The following is a 19,567-nucleotide window of genomic DNA, read 5'->3' as shown; positions in this document are numbered from 1 at the left end:
GGCGGGTAAGCCCACATTAAGGGCAGATATTTGCAGGAGTTCTATACAGATAAGGGAGGTAATCTCCGCCCTGCGGAAATCCCTCCCCTGCTGATTCCTATTCTTTTCCAAGATAATGCAATTTGAACTCGGACGGGGTCATGCCGGTATATTTCTTGAACACCTCGCTGAAATAGCGCCTGTGCTCATACCCCAGATCCTGGGCGATCTCCTGAACCTGCCGGCCGCTAATCAGCATCGCCTTCGCCTTCTCCATCTTCTCATGCATCACATACTGCTGGAACGAAATCCCCTGCACCTTCTTGAACAGATTGGAGAAATACCCCTGGCTTAGGTTAATCTGCTTCGCCATCTGCTCCAGCGACAGCCCCGTATCCAGATGACTATGGATATATTCGACGGCCTGGCGGATAATCCGCGTGGACTCCAGGGAACGGGCCTCTGTAACCATTGCACAGGCCTCCCGGCACAGCCAGGACAGCAGGTCCCGGATATCCTGCAGGGAAGGATGCACCTGATTCTTCATGGCGGCAATTCTGAGTTCCAGCGGCTCCACCTGCCCGTAAGGGAACTGCTCCAGCAGTACCCGGCAGATCCTGGAGCTCAGCTCATAGCCGACACTTTCAACATAACGCGGATCAGGCAAAAGCCCGCTGTCCAGCAGCTCCGAGAACAGCTGGTCCAGCACCTGCAGGCTTTTGGCGGAATTGCCGGAACGCAGAGCGAACAGCAGCTCCTGCTCGGCGGCGGCGGAATAGCTGTGGAGCGAGAGCGGTTTATTCTCGATGTTGCTATAATGATAGACCCCGCCCCCCCCGGTATAGAAATGATACCCCAGCGCGCTAAGCGCCTGTCTGTACGCCGTACCCAGCTCCTGAATCGCCGCCGTGCCCAGACCCACGCCAATAGAAATGGTATGCCGCGAGAAGCGGCTTACATTCATGCAGCAGGCCTCCGTAATCAGCGCGGCGGTCTCCGGGTCCGAGCCGTTCATGATGCAGACGTACCGGTCTGTCGCCTCCCGGATAATAACGCCGCGGGTCAGGGCGGAAATCGTCTCTTCGAGAATATTGTGCAGGCTGAACCTTAGCAGCTCGACCTCCTGCACGGGCTGGCCGCCCAGCTTCTCCGCGAAATGATCGATCTCGGCGACAAAGACGAAGAAATCATGCTGGTCCAGCGGGATATCAAGATAGGCCCAGCGGGAACGGGCCTCCGCCTCTGTCGTCTGGTGGTGCAGCAGGAAGGTGAGATATTCCTGGCGGAGGATAGGCAGACTTTCCCTGATTTTGGCCTCCATCACAGCAAGTCTGGCGCTCTCCTGCCGCTCCTCCCGGCACAGCTCCCTGGCCTTAAGCACCGCATTCACAATCTCCTCCAGGGAAAAGGGCTTCTTCACGAAATCCAGCGCTCCCAGCCGGATGGCTTCCTGGGCATAAGAGAACTCCGAGTAGGCGCTGAGAATAATAATCTTACAGTCCGGCAGCACCTCCAGAATCGCCCGGGTCATCTCCAGGCCGTCCATTCTTGGCATCCGGATATCCGTCAGCACAATGTCCGGCCGGGTCTCGCGGATGAGCTGCAGCCCCGCTTCGCCGTCAAGCGCCGTCCCGGTGATCTCAATACCGTGCTCCTGCCACGGCGGCTTGCGCGAGACCATGTCCACCACACTTTTGATATCGTCGATTACACATAATTTGAACCTGTCCGGCTCCATGCCTCATCGCTCCTCCCCTGACGGAATCCACAGATCCGTCTGTGATCCCTTACCTGGCCCGCCGCTAACGTCCATACGGGCTTCGGCCCCGTAATACAAGGCCAGCCGGTGCCTGATGTTGAACAGGGCATAGCCTTTTCTGGACTGCGGGGCTATGGCCATCCCCTGCTTGACCTGTGCAGCATCGAGCCCCCGTCCGTTGTCGGTAATGCAAATATGCAGCAGCCCCTGCTCCCGGGTGACCGTGATGTCTATGCTGCCTCCTATTGTCCGGTCGCTGAAGCCATGCTGAATGCTGTTCTCCACCACCGGCTGCAGGATAATCTTCGGCAGCAGGCAGGACAGCAGGGCTTCGTCCTCTACCGTCACCGTGTATTCAAACAATCCTTCATAGCATTTCTGTTGAATGGCGAAATACTCCCGCATGTGAGACAGCTCATCCTCAAGTGTAATCAGATCCTTGCCTCCGCTGAGCCCGATCTGGAACATCTGCGATAAGGACAGGATCATCTCATTCACATCGTCATTCTCGCCCATGACCGATTTGCAATAGATGGTATTCAGGGTATTGTACAGAAAGTGCGGCTCCATCTGCGCCGTAAGGGCACGGATCTCTGCATGCCGTTTGCCCTCCTCCTTGGTCTTCACATCCGCGATCAGCGTCTTAATCTCCGACATCATCCGGTTGAACTGAAAGCCGACCTGGGCCACCTCGTCCTCATAACGGCTCTCATACACCACACTGAGCTGGTTCTCTTCGACTCTGCGCATCAGCCGCCGCAGCTTGAACAGCGGCTTCAGCAGCACAGATGTCAGCTGATTGGAGATCAGCCAGGTGGCCAGCAGGAAAACAACGATGACATAGAGGGTGATGCGCTGCACCCGCTGCAGCTTGCCCAGCAGCTGGTCCCGTGACTGCATCCCGGAGATGATCCAGTCTGGCGATGAGGCTGAGCCTGTATAATTAACCAGATATTCCTTGCCTCCGTAGCTGTAATAGTGATCCTGCGGATCGGCTGCTGTCCCGGCTTCGGCAAGCACCGGCTTCCAGGGGAACCTGCCCCGGAACGGCCAGCGGGACTCCACCACCGCCTCTCCTTCCCTGCTCACCAGATAATAATTCCTCCCTGCTTGTTCTCCGCCTGTATTCAGCAGCTCATCTATCCGGCCCTCCCTGATATTGACCACAATAAATACATTGCTGATCGGCGTGTAAGGGTATTCATAAATTCCCCGGACTACGAAGGAAACCACCCGCTGGCTGCCCGTGAACAACCGGTCATAATGTCCTTTGGCCCAGTAGCCGCCCGGCTGCTCCTTGCTCAGATCATATAATTCCGAACCGTAGAACGAGTTGTCCTGCGCGCGGATCTGCGTAGTGGAATAGAAATCGCCAATCGGGGTAACGATCAGCACATTCTCAATGATCGGCTGGTTGAACGTTGCCTGGGAGAGCACATATTGCAGATCCGACAGATGCACATAGTAATTCGACACATCGTGGCTGAACACATCAAGCATCATTTTGCGGTACGCATCGCTCAGCATCAGGGACTGCACGGACAGCGCCACATCATTCAGGCGGGAATCCAGCAGCTGTGCCGTCTTGCTTACCGTCTCCCGGCTGCCGGCGTAGGCGTTATCCTCGATCTCCTGCGCGGCAATCCAATACGAGAAGGTGCCCATTGCACCGATGGACAGTGTGATCAGCACGATGAACGAGAATAGAATTCTCTGTTTGATGGATATCCGGTAATACCTGCCGGCGATCTGCCGCCAGAGCTTGCGGCCATAGGCTGTCAATGTATTCATAGCTTTCCCTTCTGAAGCATGTACCCTGTACCTCCCTTTGGTTGTCGGTTCTTGTCACTTGTACCATACGGCTGCTGCGGCCCGGCGTCAAGATAACTTGCTCGTTAGACAGCAGAAGTTAAGCCCAGGAAGGGGGAAACAACAAAATGACTGCGGCATCCCCATTGTGGTCGGTTTTTCGACCATATCCAGCTCACACGCCTCCACCGCATCGAACGAAAATCACGATTTCCTAATCAATTAAAAAACCGCTAAAATCCTTAAATCAAGGTTTTTAGCGGTTTTCCGGTCTTTTCGGAGGCCCGAAAAGGTTCGCGGCATCCGGGCAAAATAAAGCCTTACGGGGACGTTCATACCGCCTGTTGCTATTCCGGCTAAGCGGGAGGCTGCACTGAATCGCCCTGCTGCAAGGAAGGCGGAAATCTGTAGGTGATGGGGATCGCGCCGTCCGTGTCGTTGATCAAGGAGAGCATGATCTTCGCTGCCTGCATCCCCATCTCGTAAGCGGGCTGGCGGATCGTTGTAATATCGGGATTATAGATCCGGGCGAATTCCGCATCGTCAATGCCGATCACTGACAATTGGCCGGGGATAGAGATGGCCTTACGGTTCGCATATTTAAGGACCTCGCCCAGCACCAGATCATTGGCGGCAAGCAGCGCTGTCGGCGGCTGGGGCAGCTGCAGCAGCTCGTCCAGTGCGGAAGCGATATCTTCGCGCGACACACTGCGCATATACGAATCTAGCAGCGGCAGACCTGCTTCCTCCATCGCTTTTTTGTACCCGCTCATTCGCTCTTTACGCGGGGTTATCGCATGTACGCCAAGCGGCAGGGATAGAATAGCAATCGCTTCATGGCCGTGGCCCGTCAGTTCCCGGATAGCAGTCTTCACCGCCATTTCATTATCCAGCAGCAGGCTCTGGGTCGTAATGCCGTCAACCAGCCGGTCCATGAAGACCAGCGGATATTCTGCTTCAATTAACCTTGTGTAAGGCGCAGGCTGATCTCCCGCCGGGAAAATAATCAGGCCATCCACCTGACGGGCAACCAGCGTCTCCACGTAGGTATTCTCCTTGTCCGCATTCTCATCCGAGTTGCAGATAATCACCTGGATGCCGTGACGCTGCAGCTCATTCTCAATCGCCCGGATGCACTGAATGGACAGCGAATAATCTATATTGGCCACAATAATGCCAACCATATGCGTGCGGTTCTGCTTAAGGCTGCGGGCAAGCCCGTTAGGCTGGTAGTTCAGCTCATCGATAACCTCGGCAATACGGTTTTTGGTCGCCTCACTCATATACTTGAACCGTTTATTCAAAAACTGCGAGACTGTGCTTTTCGATACACCCGCTTTCTGGGCCACATCCTCAATAGTCAGCTTCTTCATTGATCCCGCTCCACTCTTCGATATCGCACTCCAGAAGTAAACATTAACCAAGTTTACTTAGAGATATTATCAAAAAGTATAGCTTTTTTTTAGTAAATTATCTATAAGATCCACGTAAAATAATTAGGAGCCCCGTCACTTCCCTGTCTTGGCAGGATCAATCTGCTGTCCGTGCTCCTGATAAAACCAATCATAATACCACTGCTGACCGAGGAGCAAAACGACATCCGCTTTCCGCTTCTTCCCGTTTACTTCATAAATTGCCGTCTGCTGCTGGCCTTGAACATCCATGCCAATTTTGCTGTTTATATTCTGTACCGCTCCAGTAGCAATATTGTACAGACTGCCATGAATGTCATAACCATTCTTTTTATCATCACTGTAATATACAAGCAGCATCTCGCTATTATATTTATCAATAGCAATAAAGGATCTGTACAAGGAATATTTGTCACCTAAGCTGCTTAAATCTAACAGTTCCTGCGGGGTTATTGTTTCACCTGCTGCGGCTGATTTTAAATTCAAAACGGTTAACTTTTCAGGTGTCATTCCTATCCCTTTCCCCAAGGTGATCGTCCCGATACCCAGCACTATATAGTCCCCTCCATCACAGATCCCCGTAAGCTCATAATAACGCTGCGAACCGCCTGCATACAGCGGTAAGGTGTAGATCCGTTTAGCCGTAGCTTCAGATAGCTCGGACTGGCCTTTTGGTGACAGATACAATGTGTAAGGTTCCGTAGGATGGGTGTACTTGGGCTTGCTGTAATTGACCATCGGAGGCGGGGGCGACCAGACAATCCCGGCGTTGGTCTCAACGGCACGCGCACGGGTCTTATCTCTGTCCAACGATAAGGGCATGTAATACTTCCTTCCGCCAAGCTCGAACTCTGCAGAACCAACCGGCGGGTTGTAAGCTTGCGGCGATGCTGGTGAAGCAGCGTTCTGAGTAGCCGAAGGTGACACCGCCGGCTGCACCACAGCCGCTCCCGAGTCAGGCTTAAAGACCGCTGCGAGCCTCCCTGCCGGATCAAGCCCGGCCCCTGGGCCAAATGGCCAGACCAGCGCGCCAAGCAGCAGGATGGCTGCCAGTCCGCCGAAGGCAGCCATACGGCTGAAGCGGCGGCGGCTTGTACGATTAGAGGATTCATGGGCAGCCTCTTCAATCCGCGCCATAAGCTGTGGCGTGAATCCCGGTTCTACAAGCGGACTCCGTCCGGCTTGCTTATACCAGTCCTTCTCCCCGCTCATCGCCTTCACTTGCTCATGCTCTTGTCTTGTCTTCACTGGTCTTCCTCCTTCATCGCTGCTCTCACTTTCATTCTGGCCCGTACGAGCCTGGATTTGACCGTCCCCTGCGCGATTCCAAGCAGCGCGGACAGCTCAGCGACTGACAGATCCTGCTGAATGTCCAGCACCAGCACCTCCCGGTACTTGTCCGGCAGCTCCATGATGATCTCCCAGATGCGGTTCGCATACTGATTGCCGATAGCCTCTTGTTCTGCGGACAAGGCCCCCCCCCTTATCCTGATGGCTGCCCAGCGGAACGAACCTCCGCCAGAAGCTGCTCTTCCTTAAGCTGAACGCGGTGTTGCGGGTAATGGTGAGCAGCCAGGTTTTCAGAGTGGACTGTCCCCGGTACTTGCCGATGCTCTTGTAGGCCTTGAGGAATACCTCCTGGCTGATATCATTCGCCTGCTCCCGGCTGCGGGTTAAGAAAAAAGCATAATTCCATACATCCTGCCCGTAGGTCTCCATCATCTCACGCAGCGATACCGATGAGGCACAGGTCATGCTATACGTTAGTTCTTTACTCTGCATGTTCTCTCCCCTCTCACCTAATAAGACTCCTGCCGACCGATATGGTTCCCTGTTATTGAAAATCTTGGGGCACGCCGCCCTCGCCATCAATTATTGTTTGCTGAATGTACTGATTGCAGTTCCTGCATTAGAATTTCGAGAATCTGCTCAATTAGCCCCTGTTAGCTGAAATCAAGTGTACAAAATACAACAGATCTGATCCCCCAAAAAATTGGAGCAGCGTCTAATGTAAGAAGTGCCATCAAAACTCCATCCGCCGACGGCAGAGCGCTTTCAAATTTTATAGCCGCTTCCCCTTCTCCAAATGCCCCATTCGGACCATTCCACAGCCCCGCAAATTGCTTAAAAAAAATACTAATTAATTATAAGAGAATAGAATGCAGGCGGGGCGTGGGATTGGCGATTTAGAGAGGCATTTTGGGCGGCTGTGAGGGCTTGTTCACCGCTTGACTTTTCAATATATGGTATATAAAATGATTAAGCATTACTAAATATAGTGTATATAAGAGCTAAGCCCATAAATCTAGTAAAACCGCTATTCTTCATTTGTCAAGTAGAATGGGCTACATGTTATAGGAGGTTAGGAGCCATGTTGATTGCTTACGATTCCAAGACCGGCAACGTTAGAAGATTCATTAATAAATTGAAGCTTCCGGCGGTTCAAATCGAAGAGCATATGACGATCGACGAGCCTTACGTGCTTGTTACATACACTACCGGATTTGGACAGATTCCAGAGAAGGTGTCAACATTCCTTGAACGAAACCATTCCAGGCTGAAGGGCATCGCCGCAAGCGGCAACAAAAACTGGGGTGAGCTATACGCGCACAGCGCAGATCTGATTGCACAGCGTTACAACGTACCGGTGGTCGGCAAGTTTGAATTGTCTGGAACCTTCGGGGACGTACAGCGCATAAAACAGGAGGTGGACCGGGTTGCGGCATATTGAATTGAACAACATGTTGATGAAGAGAGACGAAAGCGGCTTTTTCCAATTGGATAAGGACCAGGAGGCAGTAGCCGAGTTCATGCAGGATGTGGAGCGGCGCAGCCTGACCTTCACAGATACCAAAGCCAAGATTGATTATATGATTGCCAATGATTACTACGAGGACCTGTACGACCGTTACTCCGCTGCTGAGATGGAGGATGTCTACCGGATCGCCCATGAATATAATTTCCGCTTCCCATCCTATATGGCGGCTTCCAAGTTCTATACCGACTATGCTGTCAAAACCAATGACCGTAAGCAGTACCTGGAGCATTATCCGGACCGCGTAGCGGTAGTGGCTCTGCATCTGGGACGGGGTAACGTAGAGACTGCCCGCACACTGGCCCGTTCGATGATGGAACAGCGCCTGCAGCCTGCTACGCCAACCTTCCTCAATGCCGGTAAAAGCCGCCGCGGCGAGATGGTCTCCTGCTTCCTGCTGGAAATGGATGACTCGCTCAATTCGATCAACTATGTGCTGAATACCTGCATGCAGCTGTCAAAAATCGGGGGCGGCGTTGCCGTCAATCTGTCCAAGCTGCGCTCGCGCGGCGAGACGATTAAGGGTGTCGAGGATGCGGCCAAAGGCATCATGCCTGTCCTGAAGCTCATGGAAGACGGCTTCTCCTATGCGGACCAGATGGGCCAGCGTAAGGGTTCGGGTGCGGCTTATTATAATATTTTTGGCTGGGATGTACTGGAGTTCCTGGACAGCAAGAAGATTAACGCCGACGAACGGACACGCCTGAAGACGTTGTCTATCGGCCTGATCGTGCCTAACCGCTTCTATAAGCTGGCGCAGGATAATCAGCCGCTGCATGTGTTCGCTCCTTACACGGTCTACCAGGCGTATGGTACGCATCTGGATGACATGGACCTGGATGTCATGTATGATACCCTGCTTGCCGATCCGCGTGTGAAGAAAAGAATCGCCATGAGCGCACGCGACATGCTGACCAAGATCGCCATGATTCAGCTTGAATCGGGCTATCCATATATTATGAACAAGAGCAACGCCAATGCTGCTCATGCCCTGCGGGGTGTGGGCCAGATCAAGATGTCGAACCTGTGCACGGAGATTTTCCAATTGCAGGAGACTTCGGAGATTAACGACTACGGACAGCAGGACGAGATCCGCCGCGATATCAGCTGCAACCTGGCTTCCCTCAACATCGTGAACGTGATGGAGCACGGTAAGATCCGTGAATCCGTACATGAGGGCATGCTCGCACTGACGGCTGTCAGCGATATGACAACTGTCTCCAATGCCCCAGGCGTGGCTAAGGCGAACAAGGAAATGCACTCCGTGGGTCTGGGCGTAATGAACCTGCATGGTTATTTTGCCAAGAATAAAGTCGCTTATGAGAGTGAGCAGGCCCGTGATTTCGCACGCACCTTCTTCATGACGATGAACTTCCATTCCATTGAGAAAAGCATGGAGATTGCCGCTGAGACCGGCGAAACGTTCTATGGATTCGAGCAGTCCGACTACGCCAGCGGCGTGTATTTCGACCGTTATCTGACTACAGACTACCGTCCGGTTACGGCAAAAGCGCAGGAGCTGTTCGAGGGCATCACCATTCCTACTACAGAGGATTGGAAAGAGCTGCGTGACAAGGTGATGAAGCACGGCCTGTACCATGCCTACCGTCTGGCAATTGCGCCGACTGCGAGCATCTCGTACATCCAGAATGCTACCTCCAGTGTCATGCCGATTGTAGAGCAGATCGAGACCCGCACGTATGCCAACTCGACCACCTACTATCCGATGCCTTACCTGCGTCCGGACAATGTGTTCTATTATAAATCCGCCTACCAGATGGACCAGTTCAAGGTCATTGATCTGATCGCGGAGATTCAGCCTCATATCGACCAGGGTATTTCAACAGTCCTGCATGTGAACAGTGATGTCACCACCCGTGAGCTGGCCCGTTCTTACCTGTATGCGGCGCACAAAGGGCTGAAATCCCTGTACTACACCCGGACCAACAAATTGTCTGTCGAGGAATGCCTGGCCTGCTCCATCTAAGAGGGGCACAGGTACAGAAAGGGAGAATATACGATTATGAGCGCAATTCAAGCCGTGAACTGGAACCGTCCCGACGACGATTTCTCGCTGATGTTCTGGAACCAGAATATTATGCAGTTCTGGACCGATGATGAAATACCGCTATCCGATGACAAAATGTCCTGGCTCACGCTAAGCGAGACCGAGAAGGACTCTTATATGAAGGTGCTGGGCGGATTGACCCTGCTGGATACGATTCAGGGCGGCGTAGGGATGCCGCAGATTATGGAGCATGTGGACGGCTTGCAGCGCAAGGCGGTCCTCGGCTTCATGGGCATGATGGAGCAGATTCATGCGAAGTCGTACAGCAGCATTTTCACCACACTGGCTTCGACGGAGGAGATTGACGGGATTTTCCGCTGGGTGGAGGACAATACGTTCCTGCAGTTCAAGGCGGAGACGATCTCGGAGTATTATCAAAAGATTGAGACGAAGAAAGACCTCTACCTGGCGATGTCCGCCTCGGTCCTGCTGGAGAGCTACCTGTTCTACAGCGGCTTCTTCTACCCGCTCTATCTGGCCGGACAGGGCAAAATGACCTGCAGCGGCGAAATCATCGACCTGATCCTGCGCGATGAGAGCATCCACGGCGTCTATGTCGGCGTGCTGGCCCAGGAAATCTTCGAGGAGCTGTCCGAAGAAGACCAGAGCGATGTCTATGAGACCCTGGTCGGCCTGCTGCGTCTGCTCCACGCGAACGAGGAGCAATACACCGAGCAGATCTACGCCCCGATTGGCCTGGTGGAGGAAGTGAAGACCTTCCTGCGCTACAATGCCAACAAGGCGATGATGAACCTCGGCCATGATCCGCTGTTCGATGAGGAAGAGATCAACCCGATTGTGCAGAACGGAATCAGCACCCATACGAAGCAGCATGACTTCTTCTCGAAGAAGGGGAACGGGTATGTGCGGGCGATGAATGTAGAGCCTTTGCGGGATGAGGATTTTCAGTTTTGAGTGGGTAGATTGAACTTGTACATTCCGATTTCGGGATAGTCGTGGCTCCAGAGAAGTTTTGGACTTCCGGCCGCTGTTAGGTTTGGATTTCCTGATTTTAAACCGCTGTCTGCGGTAGAAATCCAAACCTAAAGGCGGACGCTACCGCTCCTACAGTTCCAAAATTCCCTTCCACCACTCACCCTGTATTAGTTATTAACAAGTTCAATCTATTGGATTGGTATGTAGATAAGCACCCGTCAGCTTGGATAAGCTGCCGGGGCTTTTTTTGTGATACACAGTTCTAGGCCCTGCGAAGGTCCTGAGTAAACATCGAAACCCAAGCTTCACTTTTCACTGAAGCGGTACCGTCCTGAAAAGGAAAACAAAGCCGGTTCTACTTATGAGACCATATTGCTAATGGGACGTAAGAGTAGGGATGGTTATTTTTACAAGAATGAGGTGTTGGCTATACATATTCAGGAACATGGGAACCCGGATGGAAGTTGTCTGATGGTCTTCCTGCATGGCGGCGGCGTAAGCGGCTGGATGTGGGAGAAGCAGGTAGCGGCGTTCGCCGGTTATCATTGTCTGGTCCCGGATCTGCCGGGGCACGGGTTCAGCCGGGAGGATCAGGAGTTCACGATCCGCAGCAGTGCAGAGGAGCTTGTATCCATTATTGAGGAGCGGGCTAAGGGACGAAAAGTCATCGTTACCGGATTCTCGCTGGGTGCACAGGTGCTGGTTCAGATGCTGGGGATAAGACCGGAGCTGATTGACTATGCCATCATCAACAGCGCATTGGTGCGGCCGATTCCCTCTGCCAGCAGGCTGATCGGACCGGCGGTCAGACTGTCTTTTCCGCTGATTAAGTACAGATGGTTCGCGAAGCTGCAGGCCAAGACGCTCTATCTGGGCGAGGAATACCTGGAACGGTATGTTGAAGAGAGCCGGCAGATGGAGCTGATGACGCTGATCCGGGTGCTGGAAGAGAATATGTCGTTCCGCATTCCAGCCGGGTTCAGTAAAGCCGCAGGCAAAATACTGGTTACTGTAGGTGAACGTGAGAAATCTGTCATGAAGCAATCCGCCCGTGATCTTGTAGCTGTGAATCGCCGCTCCATGGGTGTGGTGATTCCCCGGATGGGACATGGCCTCTCTCTGGCGAAGCCGGAGCTGTTCAATAAGCTGGTCAAGGCCTGGATTCAGGGCGGGGAGCTGCCCGGGGAATGCAGAAGAATCTGATCCCCTCAGGCGCAGAGTGACGCTAGTTCAGATCCTCCCGCATTTTATAGCGGACAGCAAGATAGCTTAAGAATAGAATCGCCGTAATAGCTACTCCAAACGTATGAATCAGGTCTGCTGTACTGCCCAGATCCTTGACCCGTACGAGCGTATTGATCAGCAGATATTTCGTTAGATGAGTGCTTGTAAGCAGAGTCTCTAGCGCACCCAGTACCATCCCGATCACATTCAGGGCCAGCACGAGGCCGGCACTCAAGCTGATAAGCAGGTTCCTGGTCATCATGGCAATGCAGAGAACAAGCAGTGAGAACGCCCAATGCAGCAGGAATTGGCCAGCCAGCAGAGTAATGAGCGTGCCTAGATCTCCCATATCCGTCTGTCCCATAAACAGCCTTCTGCCGATTCCGTCTGCAATTAGCAGGGTCAGGAACAGCATGGCAATAAACAGGGCGAGAATCGCCATTTTGGAGAGGACGGAGTGGATTCTTGCCTGCCTCATAGAAACATAATTCTTATGGAAGCCGGAATTCCATTCGCTCATATAGAAATAGATCGTGAACACCGCAATATAGATCAGCATCCAGGAAGGCGGCTGTGAGATCGTATACTGGATGAAGCCTATCTCTGTTAAATTTCCGATCTGAACTCCGCCTTCCTCCACTGGCTGCGCGTATTGCTTCATCATATAAATACCAAAGATCTGGAAGGCACAGAACAAGAGCAGCAGCAGGTACATAATCTTGTTCCGTGTGAAGCGGTACAGGTCCATTTTAAACAGATTAATCATGGCGTCCACCTGCACTTTCCGTGCGCTCCAGGAAATATTGCTCCAGACTCTGCTTGTGTCTTGAAATGGAATCCACCATTACCCCATGCTGCGCCAGTACCTGGACAATCTGCCGAATGTGGATATGCTCGTCGTATACGTACACGGTGCGGCTGTCCACCACTTTATATTGTGTAATCTTCAGTTCACGCTCCAGCACCGGAAGGACCTCGCGGGCTTCCTCTACCTCCAGTTCAATCCGTTCCTCACAGCGCTGCTGCAATTCTTCCTTGGAGATCACCTCGGCGAATTCTCCCTGATGAATGATGGCGTACTTGGTGGCGATTTTGGAGAGCTCCTCCAGAATATGGCTTGCGATCAGAATCGTCAGCCCCCCGGCGTTCAGCTCCAGGATGAGCTCCCTAATCTCTACAATCCCCTGCGGATCAAGCCCGTTAATCGGCTCATCCAGAATCAGTACATCGGGACTCCCAAGCAGAGCCACCGCGATGCCCAGCCGCTGCTTCATGCCCATCGAATAGCTTTTAACTTTGGCGGTATTCTTAGGGTCCAGTCCTACGAGCCGCAGTAACTTCTCTATCGTGGTACCCCTGTCACTTAGACCATATGCGATGGCCAGCAGCTTCAGGTTCTCATAGGCTGAGACGTTCGGGTATAATCCGGGCTGCTCAATCAATACCCCCATCCGCTCAAAAAAAGACTGTTCCCCCGCCGCCGCACGGTTGAAGAAATGCAGCTCTCCCGAGGTCGGATACACGTGCCCGCTGATCATTTTGAGCAGGGTAGATTTACCCGCCCCGTTCTTCCCGATGATGCCGACAATCTCTCCTCTGTAGATTTTGAGATTGGCATTGCGCACGGCCGCTTTCGATGGGTACAGCTTGGTCAGTCCGCATAGTTCAATAATGCAATCAGTCATGTCTGCCACCTCCTTACCCTAAGTTAACAGGATGAAGACTAATTGTTCGCCAACAAAAGGTTAAGAAAGTTCAAAGTTCATCATGGACTCAGCCGGAAGCCGATGCCCCAGACCGTATCGATATAGGCTTGGCTGTCGTGCGCTTTGATTTTATTGCGGATATTGCTGACATGTACCGTTATCGTCTTGTCCTCGCCCAGATAGATCTCCTCCCAGGCCAGCTCATAGAGATCCTGCTTCGTGAACACGCGGGTAGGGTTCCTGACCAGCAGCTCGACAATCCGGTATTCCTGACGGGTCAGAGCAAGCACGCTGCCATGAATCCTGACACTGTAGGATGTGCAGTCCAGCACCAGATTTTTATGCCTGAACTCCTTCACCGGCTCACCGGCAGCCGACCGCTGGATATGAACATGGATGCGGGCAATCAGCTCCTCCAGCTCAAACGGCTTGGTCACATAATCATCTGCGCCCAGCGTGAACAGATCCAGCTTATCCCCCAGTTGATCCTTGGCCGAGAGGACAATTACCGGAATCCGGGACTTCAGCTCCCCGCGCAAGCGTTGCATGAATGCCTCCCCGGACAATCCGGGCAGCATCAGGTCCAGGACAATCAAGTGGTATTCACGCTCTGCCAGATTCAACATCCCCTCACTGCCTGAATAGGACTGGGTGCACTGATACCCTGCGGCGGTAAGCCCGTCGTGCAGAATTGCGTTAATATGCTCGTCATCCTCAACGATGAGAATGCTCCTGCGCTGCCCGTTATCCTTGAGATGGGTGCTCATGGCCATGCTCCTCCCCCCTTTTTGAGAATCCGATCCGTATGCTGAAAGTATCCGCCGTACACCCGGCCTCTGCATGACCGTTCATTTTCTCCATCAGCGCCTTCACAATCGAGAGCCCCAGACCTGAGGAATGCCGGGTACGCGACGGATCTTCTTTGTAAAAGCGGGTAAAGATCTTCTCCGTATCCACTCTGCTGCCTGCCTTAAGCCGGTTCGTGAAGCGTATACCCAGCACGTCCTGCCTGTCTTCAACCTCTATGGCCAACGTGCCTTCGCCGTGAATGAAATAGTTGCCGATGATATTGGTAAAAATTCGTTCCAGCGCATGGAGTTCCCCCATTACCCGGGGAGAATGCTCCGGCAGCCGCAGCTCCGGCTCTTCCCCTGACCGGGTGAAATCATCAATGAAGGTGAACAGGTTCCGCTTCAGCACCTCCATAACGTCCACTGGCTGCAGCTCCAGACTGTATTCGGGATTCTGCAGCTTGGTATAGAGGAACAGCTCATCTACCAGCTTGATAATCTGCTGTATTCTCGACTGGGCCAGCCGCACGTACCGTTCCTTCTCCTGCTCCGCCTCCGTCCGCAGCGCCAATTGCAGATACCCGTCCAGGGAAGTGAGCGGGGTCCTTATATCATGTGACAGGCTGGTGACCGCCAGATTCATCTCCTGATTCTTCCGGCTAAACTGTTCCCCCATCGCGCTCTGTCGGCTTAACAGGTTGTTGCAATCCTGTACCAGTCTGCCGATCTCCTTCGGCTTCAGTTGGGTAACTATCCGCTTACGGGAATCGTGCTCCATGATAAAAGAGAGCTGGCTGCTGATCTGCTTGACCTGTCTCCGATAATTCAGCAGGTAGATGGTCTGAGTAATCAGCAGCAGCAGGAGTCCTGCCAGAACAATAAGGATACGATCAACTCCTCTCATATGGTTTTATTATATACGATTACAGAGAATGACAAAAAACGACCATAACAGAACAATGAATTCTGTTAGGCCGTTAAAACAAGAAATATTATTTTAGCTTCTTTCATTTCTTTTTTGAATAAGGTAGATAATCCCGCCGACCACAATTCCACAAACAATTCCAGATATAATAGATTTGAATATGGCTAGAATTATTTCATTTGTGGATGACCCAATAGCAACTATGTTACCAATGAACAATATACTAAATAGTGATGCTGAGATTAGAAACGGCTTAGAATTAAGGAATTTAATCATTTATTCGCCCTCCATCCAAAACAATTTACTTTTTTTCTATTTTCTATTTTCTTTTCGGTTTAATACAAGTGTACTACGATAACAAATAGTTTTTCATCAATAAGTCTTCTTTTTGTTGATTTAGTTTACTACGTATTTTCAAGAATTTAATTTTACTCCTTGTCTCCCAGTCTGTATCTCACTGCTATCCCTTCGCTACGGACTCTCAACTGAATCTCCCCCTGCTGATCCGTCCGGTAGACGCTTGCTTCGGTAACGGCCAAACGCTCCAGCACGGTCCCATGCGGATGTCCGTACAGGTTATTCACGCCGGCTGAGATTACAGCAGCACTGGGCTTCCAGAAGGCGAGCCAGTCTGCGCTGGTGGCGGTTTTGCTGCCGTGGTGGGCGACCTTGAGGACGTCAATGGGGCTGACTTGCTTAATCCCGGATTGACTTGCGGACCGCAGGATCGCTTCCTCTGCCGCCTCATCCATATCTCCTGTGAAAAGAAAGCTCCGGCCGTTCATTTCCAGCCGGAACACCACCGATTCGTGGTTCTGGTCCTCCACTTCCTCCGGCAGGGTCTGTCCATCCGCTGGAAGCTCCGGCCAGAGGAAGTTCAGCCGCGTGGCCTCGTCCGGGGCCAGCGTCATGCCCTGCTGTACGGGATACAGCCGGACACCCGCGTCCAGCGCAGTCGTCATCAGCTTGGTGTAGGGCTCAGTATCTGCTAATGTTCCGTTGAACAGCAGCGCCGATACCGGCATACCTTCCAGCACCGCCTGCAATCCTCCGGCATGATCCTGATCGCCATGTGTCAGGATAACCGCATCCAGCCGGTGGATACCCCGCTGCTTCAGGAGCGGCAGCAGCGTTTTTGCCCCGACCTCGAACGGGCTGCGGCGGATACGCCATTCCTCCCGGTTGCCAAAGCTCACGGTCCCGCCGCCGTCCACCAGGATATGGGCTCCGCCCGGTGTAGTAATCAGGCTGCTGTCTCCTTGCCCTATATCCAGGTAGCTGATGGAACCGGAGCCATCGCGTATAACCTCGGCGTTATAGCCTTTGTAGAGCAGAATGGTCAGGCCTACAGCGCACAGTATCGCTGCGGAATTGCTCCAGCGCGTAGCTCCAGTCGGCGGATAGGTTTGGAAGGCCCGCGCGGCTCTTCCACTGTTCGCAGCCCCCGCAGAGTTCAGAACGTCATTGCGTTCAGCTCTGCCACGGATGTTACCTGGCAGTTCCGGCCTCTCCAGCTCAGCCAGCGGGCGGGTCTCATCGTCCATGAACTGGGGAACAAGCTTGGCCTCAGTCCTCCGTTTCAACATGTGTAACAAACCATATAACAGGCAGTAGTAGAGGCAGATCCACAGGATTGACGGCGAAGCCCAGATCAACACCCCGGAGGTGAACCCGTTCACCCACTCTACTGCCGCAAAAGTGATATTATTCAGTATTTCCGCAAGCTGCGCAGTCAGGAGTGCAGCTGCATTCCAGACCCTCCCCAGGAGCAGCGCCAGTGTTCCCAGTGGCAGCACCAGGAAGGTGATGAAGGGAACCAAGAGCAGATTGGCCGCAACGGATAACAGCGAGAATTGGTTGAAATAATAGATTGTCAGCGGAAACGAGACCAGTTGAGCAATAATCGTTACCGAGAGGCTGCTGCCCAGCCAGCCCGGTAACCGCCTGAATAGCGGCGCAGCGAGCGGTGTATACACCATGAGTCCGGCCGTCACCAGAAAAGACAGCTGAAAGCTGACACTAAGCAGCAGATAAGGATTCCAGACCAGCATCATCAGAGCGGATGCGGCCAGAATATTCAGTCCATCCTTGAGCATGCCCAGCCTTGCCGCCAGCAGGGCAATCATGCTCATGATCCCGGCGCGGATCACAGACGGTCCGGCCCCGGACAGCAGCACATAGACAGGAACCAGCAGCAGGGTCACCGTCAGTGCGGTTTCTCTGGTCAAGCGGCAGCGGCGCAGCAGAACCAGGATCACTCCGACGTACACCGCCACATGCATCCCCGAAATGGCCAGGATATGGGTGAGCCCGAGCTGCGAGAACTGTCTGAAGGTCTCCGGGTCCAGTTCCTTTTGGATGCCGATGACAAGACCCTTCATATAACCCGCATGAGGCTCCTGAAATAAGCGGCTCATTTTTGCACCGAGCACAGATCTTGCCTTATCATTCCAGCGCTGAATCGTGGACGGCTCCCACGAGACTTGAGGGTTAACGGTTACACTGGCTGTTCCCGTTCCTTTTAGCAGCCAGTGAATCTTTTGGGTGAGCAGATAGGCACGGTAGTCGAATCCGCCGAAGTTGCGCGCTATCTGGGGCTGGATTAATTCCCCCTCGATGACCACCCGGTCTCCCCGCTGCCACTGCGCAGCCACCGCAATTTCACTCTCCTCCTGGAGCTTGAGCTGTACGATTACACATTCACCTTCAGGGTCACTCCGCACCGCTCCCGCTGCCGTCTCGCCTTCCTCCACTTCTGCGGCAGACTGTTTTCCTTGCTGATGCAGCCTGATCCCGGACAGCTTCACGACAAAATCAACCCTATCCCCGTCCCGCTCCACCGGAGAAGCAATAACGCCTGCGGCTGTTATATAAGCCTCATTCAGTTCGCTCACCGATTGCCCCAGCACCTCAGGCAACAGACTCACATTTCGGATCTCACTATATTCCCAGTATAGGGCCGACACAATCAATCCCATAACCAACACCGCTGCCGCCCTCCAGCGTATGCCGCCGCTCACCGCCCAGACTACAGGCAGCAACAGCATAACGGCGAGGCAGAACAGCAGACTGCGGCCAGAAAACAGACAACCTGCGGCACTTCCCGCCACCCAGCAAACCGTGAAGCTTAATAACGGCCTTCTGTTCATGATTATCTCTCCTTCCTATTAGCTCTAGACGCCAAAGAACCTCTGCATACGCATACTACATGCGTGTACAGAGGTTCTTCCCCTGGGGCCAGTCCATATTCTAGCGGGATCTTGTTCACTCGAACTAACATTGAATCCTGCCGTTGTACGCCGTTACTCAGATATCGAAATCATTGTTTCCTTAGGCGGCTCGTAGTTCTCCAATTGGCGGAACACGATTCCTTTGGAGGAGAGCATCGCCTGCACCTTCTCCATGTCTTTCTTGTAAGGACGCAGGTAGACGATCTCCACGATCCCGCTGTTAGCAAGCATATTGGCACAGGTCCAGCACGGCTCATCCGTCACGTACACCGTACTGCCTTCCCGGTCGCTCCGGTCGGTGAACAGCAGCAGATTCTGCTCGGCATGGATTGTGCGGATGCAGCGCTGCTTTTTAACCATTGTCTCTACACCGTCAACCAGTTCACGCTCGTATTGCTCAGAGACCATACAGCCTGCTTCCGAGCAGTCAGGAACGCCCATCGGTGCACCGTTATAGGCCGTACCCAGCAGCTTCTTCCCCTGCACCAGCACCGCACCGACATGGCGGCGGGGACAGCGCGAACGGGTGGAGACCATGCAGGCAATATCCATGAAGTATGTATCCCAGTTCTTGCGGTAAGCCACAGTCATCAGCAATCTCCACTTTCTCTAAATAGTTGTTCATTATTGTAGCATACCTGGCTGCGTTTTCACTAGGATATTGATAGCCTGTAACAGCACACATTTCGCCTTTTTCCCGCTTGATAGCCCGTCCCGCCTATTTCGGCATCGCATTGCTCATCCATAGAACGGTGTGATTGCACTTCGTACAATAGAAATTGCATTCTCAGCTCTTAAGTAACGTTCTGCTGCACTTTGTACAATTGATTCTCGCATTTAGTCTCCAAAGACCCTGTTTAGTAAAATTCTAATGTACAAAGTGCAGCAGATTCCGTTTTCAGGCGAATTGTGG

Annotated in this window: 15 protein-coding genes and 1 pseudogene; 4 read left to right on the top strand and 12 right to left on the bottom strand. The window is 52.9% G+C overall.

Going from position 1 to position 19,567, the window contains the following annotated elements; genetic code table 11:
• Positions 1-97 precede the first annotated feature (97 nt).
• The 6 genes and pseudogenes from MKX63_RS12530 to MKX63_RS12505 all read right to left on the bottom strand — a co-directional run.
• A complete protein-coding gene (locus MKX63_RS12530; RefSeq protein ID WP_341017416.1) occupies positions 98-1,717 on the bottom strand; it encodes a response regulator in 1,620 nt (539 codons plus the stop codon).
• Between the two features lie 3 nt (positions 1,718-1,720).
• A complete protein-coding gene (locus MKX63_RS12525) occupies positions 1,721-3,529 on the bottom strand; it encodes a cache domain-containing sensor histidine kinase (protein ID WP_341017415.1) in 1,809 nt (602 codons plus the stop codon).
• Positions 3,530-3,903: 374 nt separating this feature from the next.
• The gene (locus tag MKX63_RS12520; RefSeq protein WP_341017413.1) at positions 3,904-4,920 is read right to left on the bottom strand and encodes a LacI family DNA-binding transcriptional regulator; all 1,017 of its coding nucleotides are present in this window, start codon (positions 4,918-4,920) and stop codon (positions 3,904-3,906) included.
• A 135-nt stretch (positions 4,921-5,055) separates the two neighbouring features.
• Positions 5,056-6,207: a hypothetical protein gene (locus MKX63_RS12515; RefSeq protein WP_341017412.1), complete on the bottom strand. Its 1,152-nt coding sequence runs from the start codon at positions 6,205-6,207 to the stop codon at positions 5,056-5,058.
• Complete coding sequence (locus MKX63_RS12510) at positions 6,204-6,431, bottom strand: RNA polymerase sigma factor (protein WP_341017411.1); 228 nt, start codon at positions 6,429-6,431, stop codon at positions 6,204-6,206. The genes MKX63_RS12515 and MKX63_RS12510 overlap by 4 nt, the downstream gene beginning before the upstream one ends.
• A 115-nt stretch (positions 6,432-6,546) precedes the next feature.
• A pseudogene (locus MKX63_RS12505) lies at positions 6,547-6,678 on the bottom strand (RNA polymerase sigma factor); the annotation flags it as partial.
• Between the two features lie 652 nt (positions 6,679-7,330).
• Here MKX63_RS12505 and nrdI point away from each other — a divergent pair.
• The 4 genes from nrdI (at position 7,331) to MKX63_RS12485 (ending at position 11,981) form a co-directional block, all read left to right on the top strand.
• The gene (gene nrdI / locus MKX63_RS12500) at positions 7,331-7,690 is read left to right on the top strand and encodes a class Ib ribonucleoside-diphosphate reductase assembly flavoprotein NrdI (RefSeq protein WP_036732265.1); all 360 of its coding nucleotides are present in this window, start codon (positions 7,331-7,333) and stop codon (positions 7,688-7,690) included.
• Positions 7,677-9,761 carry a class 1b ribonucleoside-diphosphate reductase subunit alpha gene (nrdE, locus tag MKX63_RS12495; RefSeq protein ID WP_341017410.1) on the top strand — a complete coding sequence of 695 codons (2,085 nt, stop codon included), beginning with the start codon at positions 7,677-7,679 and terminating at the stop codon, positions 9,759-9,761. Before nrdI ends, nrdE begins: the two co-directional genes overlap by 14 nt.
• Positions 9,762-9,797: 36 nt before the next feature.
• Positions 9,798-10,757 carry a class 1b ribonucleoside-diphosphate reductase subunit beta gene (gene nrdF, locus MKX63_RS12490; RefSeq protein ID WP_341017409.1) on the top strand — a complete coding sequence of 320 codons (960 nt, stop codon included), beginning with the start codon at positions 9,798-9,800 and terminating at the stop codon, positions 10,755-10,757.
• Positions 10,758-11,201: 444 nt separating this feature from the next.
• On the top strand, positions 11,202-11,981 hold the full coding sequence (locus MKX63_RS12485) for an alpha/beta fold hydrolase (RefSeq protein WP_341017408.1): 780 nt from the start codon (positions 11,202-11,204) through the stop codon (positions 11,979-11,981).
• A gap of 22 nt (positions 11,982-12,003) precedes the next feature.
• Here MKX63_RS12485 and MKX63_RS12480 read toward each other — a convergent pair whose 3' ends face one another.
• The 6 genes from MKX63_RS12480 to MKX63_RS12455 all read right to left on the bottom strand — a co-directional run bounded on the left by MKX63_RS12480 (position 12,004) and on the right by MKX63_RS12455 (position 19,245).
• Positions 12,004-12,768, bottom strand: a complete 765-nt coding sequence (locus tag MKX63_RS12480; protein WP_341017407.1) for an ABC transporter permease — start codon at positions 12,766-12,768, stop codon at positions 12,004-12,006.
• On the bottom strand, positions 12,761-13,687 hold the full coding sequence (locus MKX63_RS12475) for an ABC transporter ATP-binding protein (protein WP_341017406.1): 927 nt from the start codon (positions 13,685-13,687) through the stop codon (positions 12,761-12,763). Before MKX63_RS12475 ends, MKX63_RS12480 begins: the two co-directional genes overlap by 8 nt.
• An 80-nt stretch (positions 13,688-13,767) precedes the next feature.
• The gene (locus tag MKX63_RS12470; protein ID WP_341017405.1) at positions 13,768-14,481 is read right to left on the bottom strand and encodes a response regulator transcription factor; all 714 of its coding nucleotides are present in this window, start codon (positions 14,479-14,481) and stop codon (positions 13,768-13,770) included.
• Positions 14,453-15,403 carry a sensor histidine kinase gene (locus MKX63_RS12465; RefSeq protein ID WP_341017404.1) on the bottom strand — a complete coding sequence of 317 codons (951 nt, stop codon included), beginning with the start codon at positions 15,401-15,403 and terminating at the stop codon, positions 14,453-14,455. The genes MKX63_RS12470 and MKX63_RS12465 overlap by 29 nt, the downstream gene beginning before the upstream one ends.
• Before the next feature lie 449 nt (positions 15,404-15,852).
• A complete protein-coding gene (locus MKX63_RS12460; protein WP_341017403.1) occupies positions 15,853-18,573 on the bottom strand; it encodes a ComEC/Rec2 family competence protein in 2,721 nt (906 codons plus the stop codon).
• Positions 18,574-18,726: 153 nt separating this feature from the next.
• Positions 18,727-19,245, bottom strand: coding sequence for a deoxycytidylate deaminase (locus MKX63_RS12455; protein WP_341017401.1), 519 nt, complete (start codon positions 19,243-19,245; stop codon positions 18,727-18,729).
• Positions 19,246-19,567: the final 322 nt, after the last annotated feature.

The sequence above is a fragment of the Paenibacillus sp. FSL R7-0179 genome, from assembly GCF_038002265.1.
In the GTDB taxonomy this organism is placed as follows: Bacteria; Bacillota; Bacilli; order Paenibacillales; family Paenibacillaceae; genus Paenibacillus_AQ.
Note: the sequence above shows the minus strand (reverse complement) of the source record. Positions and strands in the feature narration are given on the sequence as shown.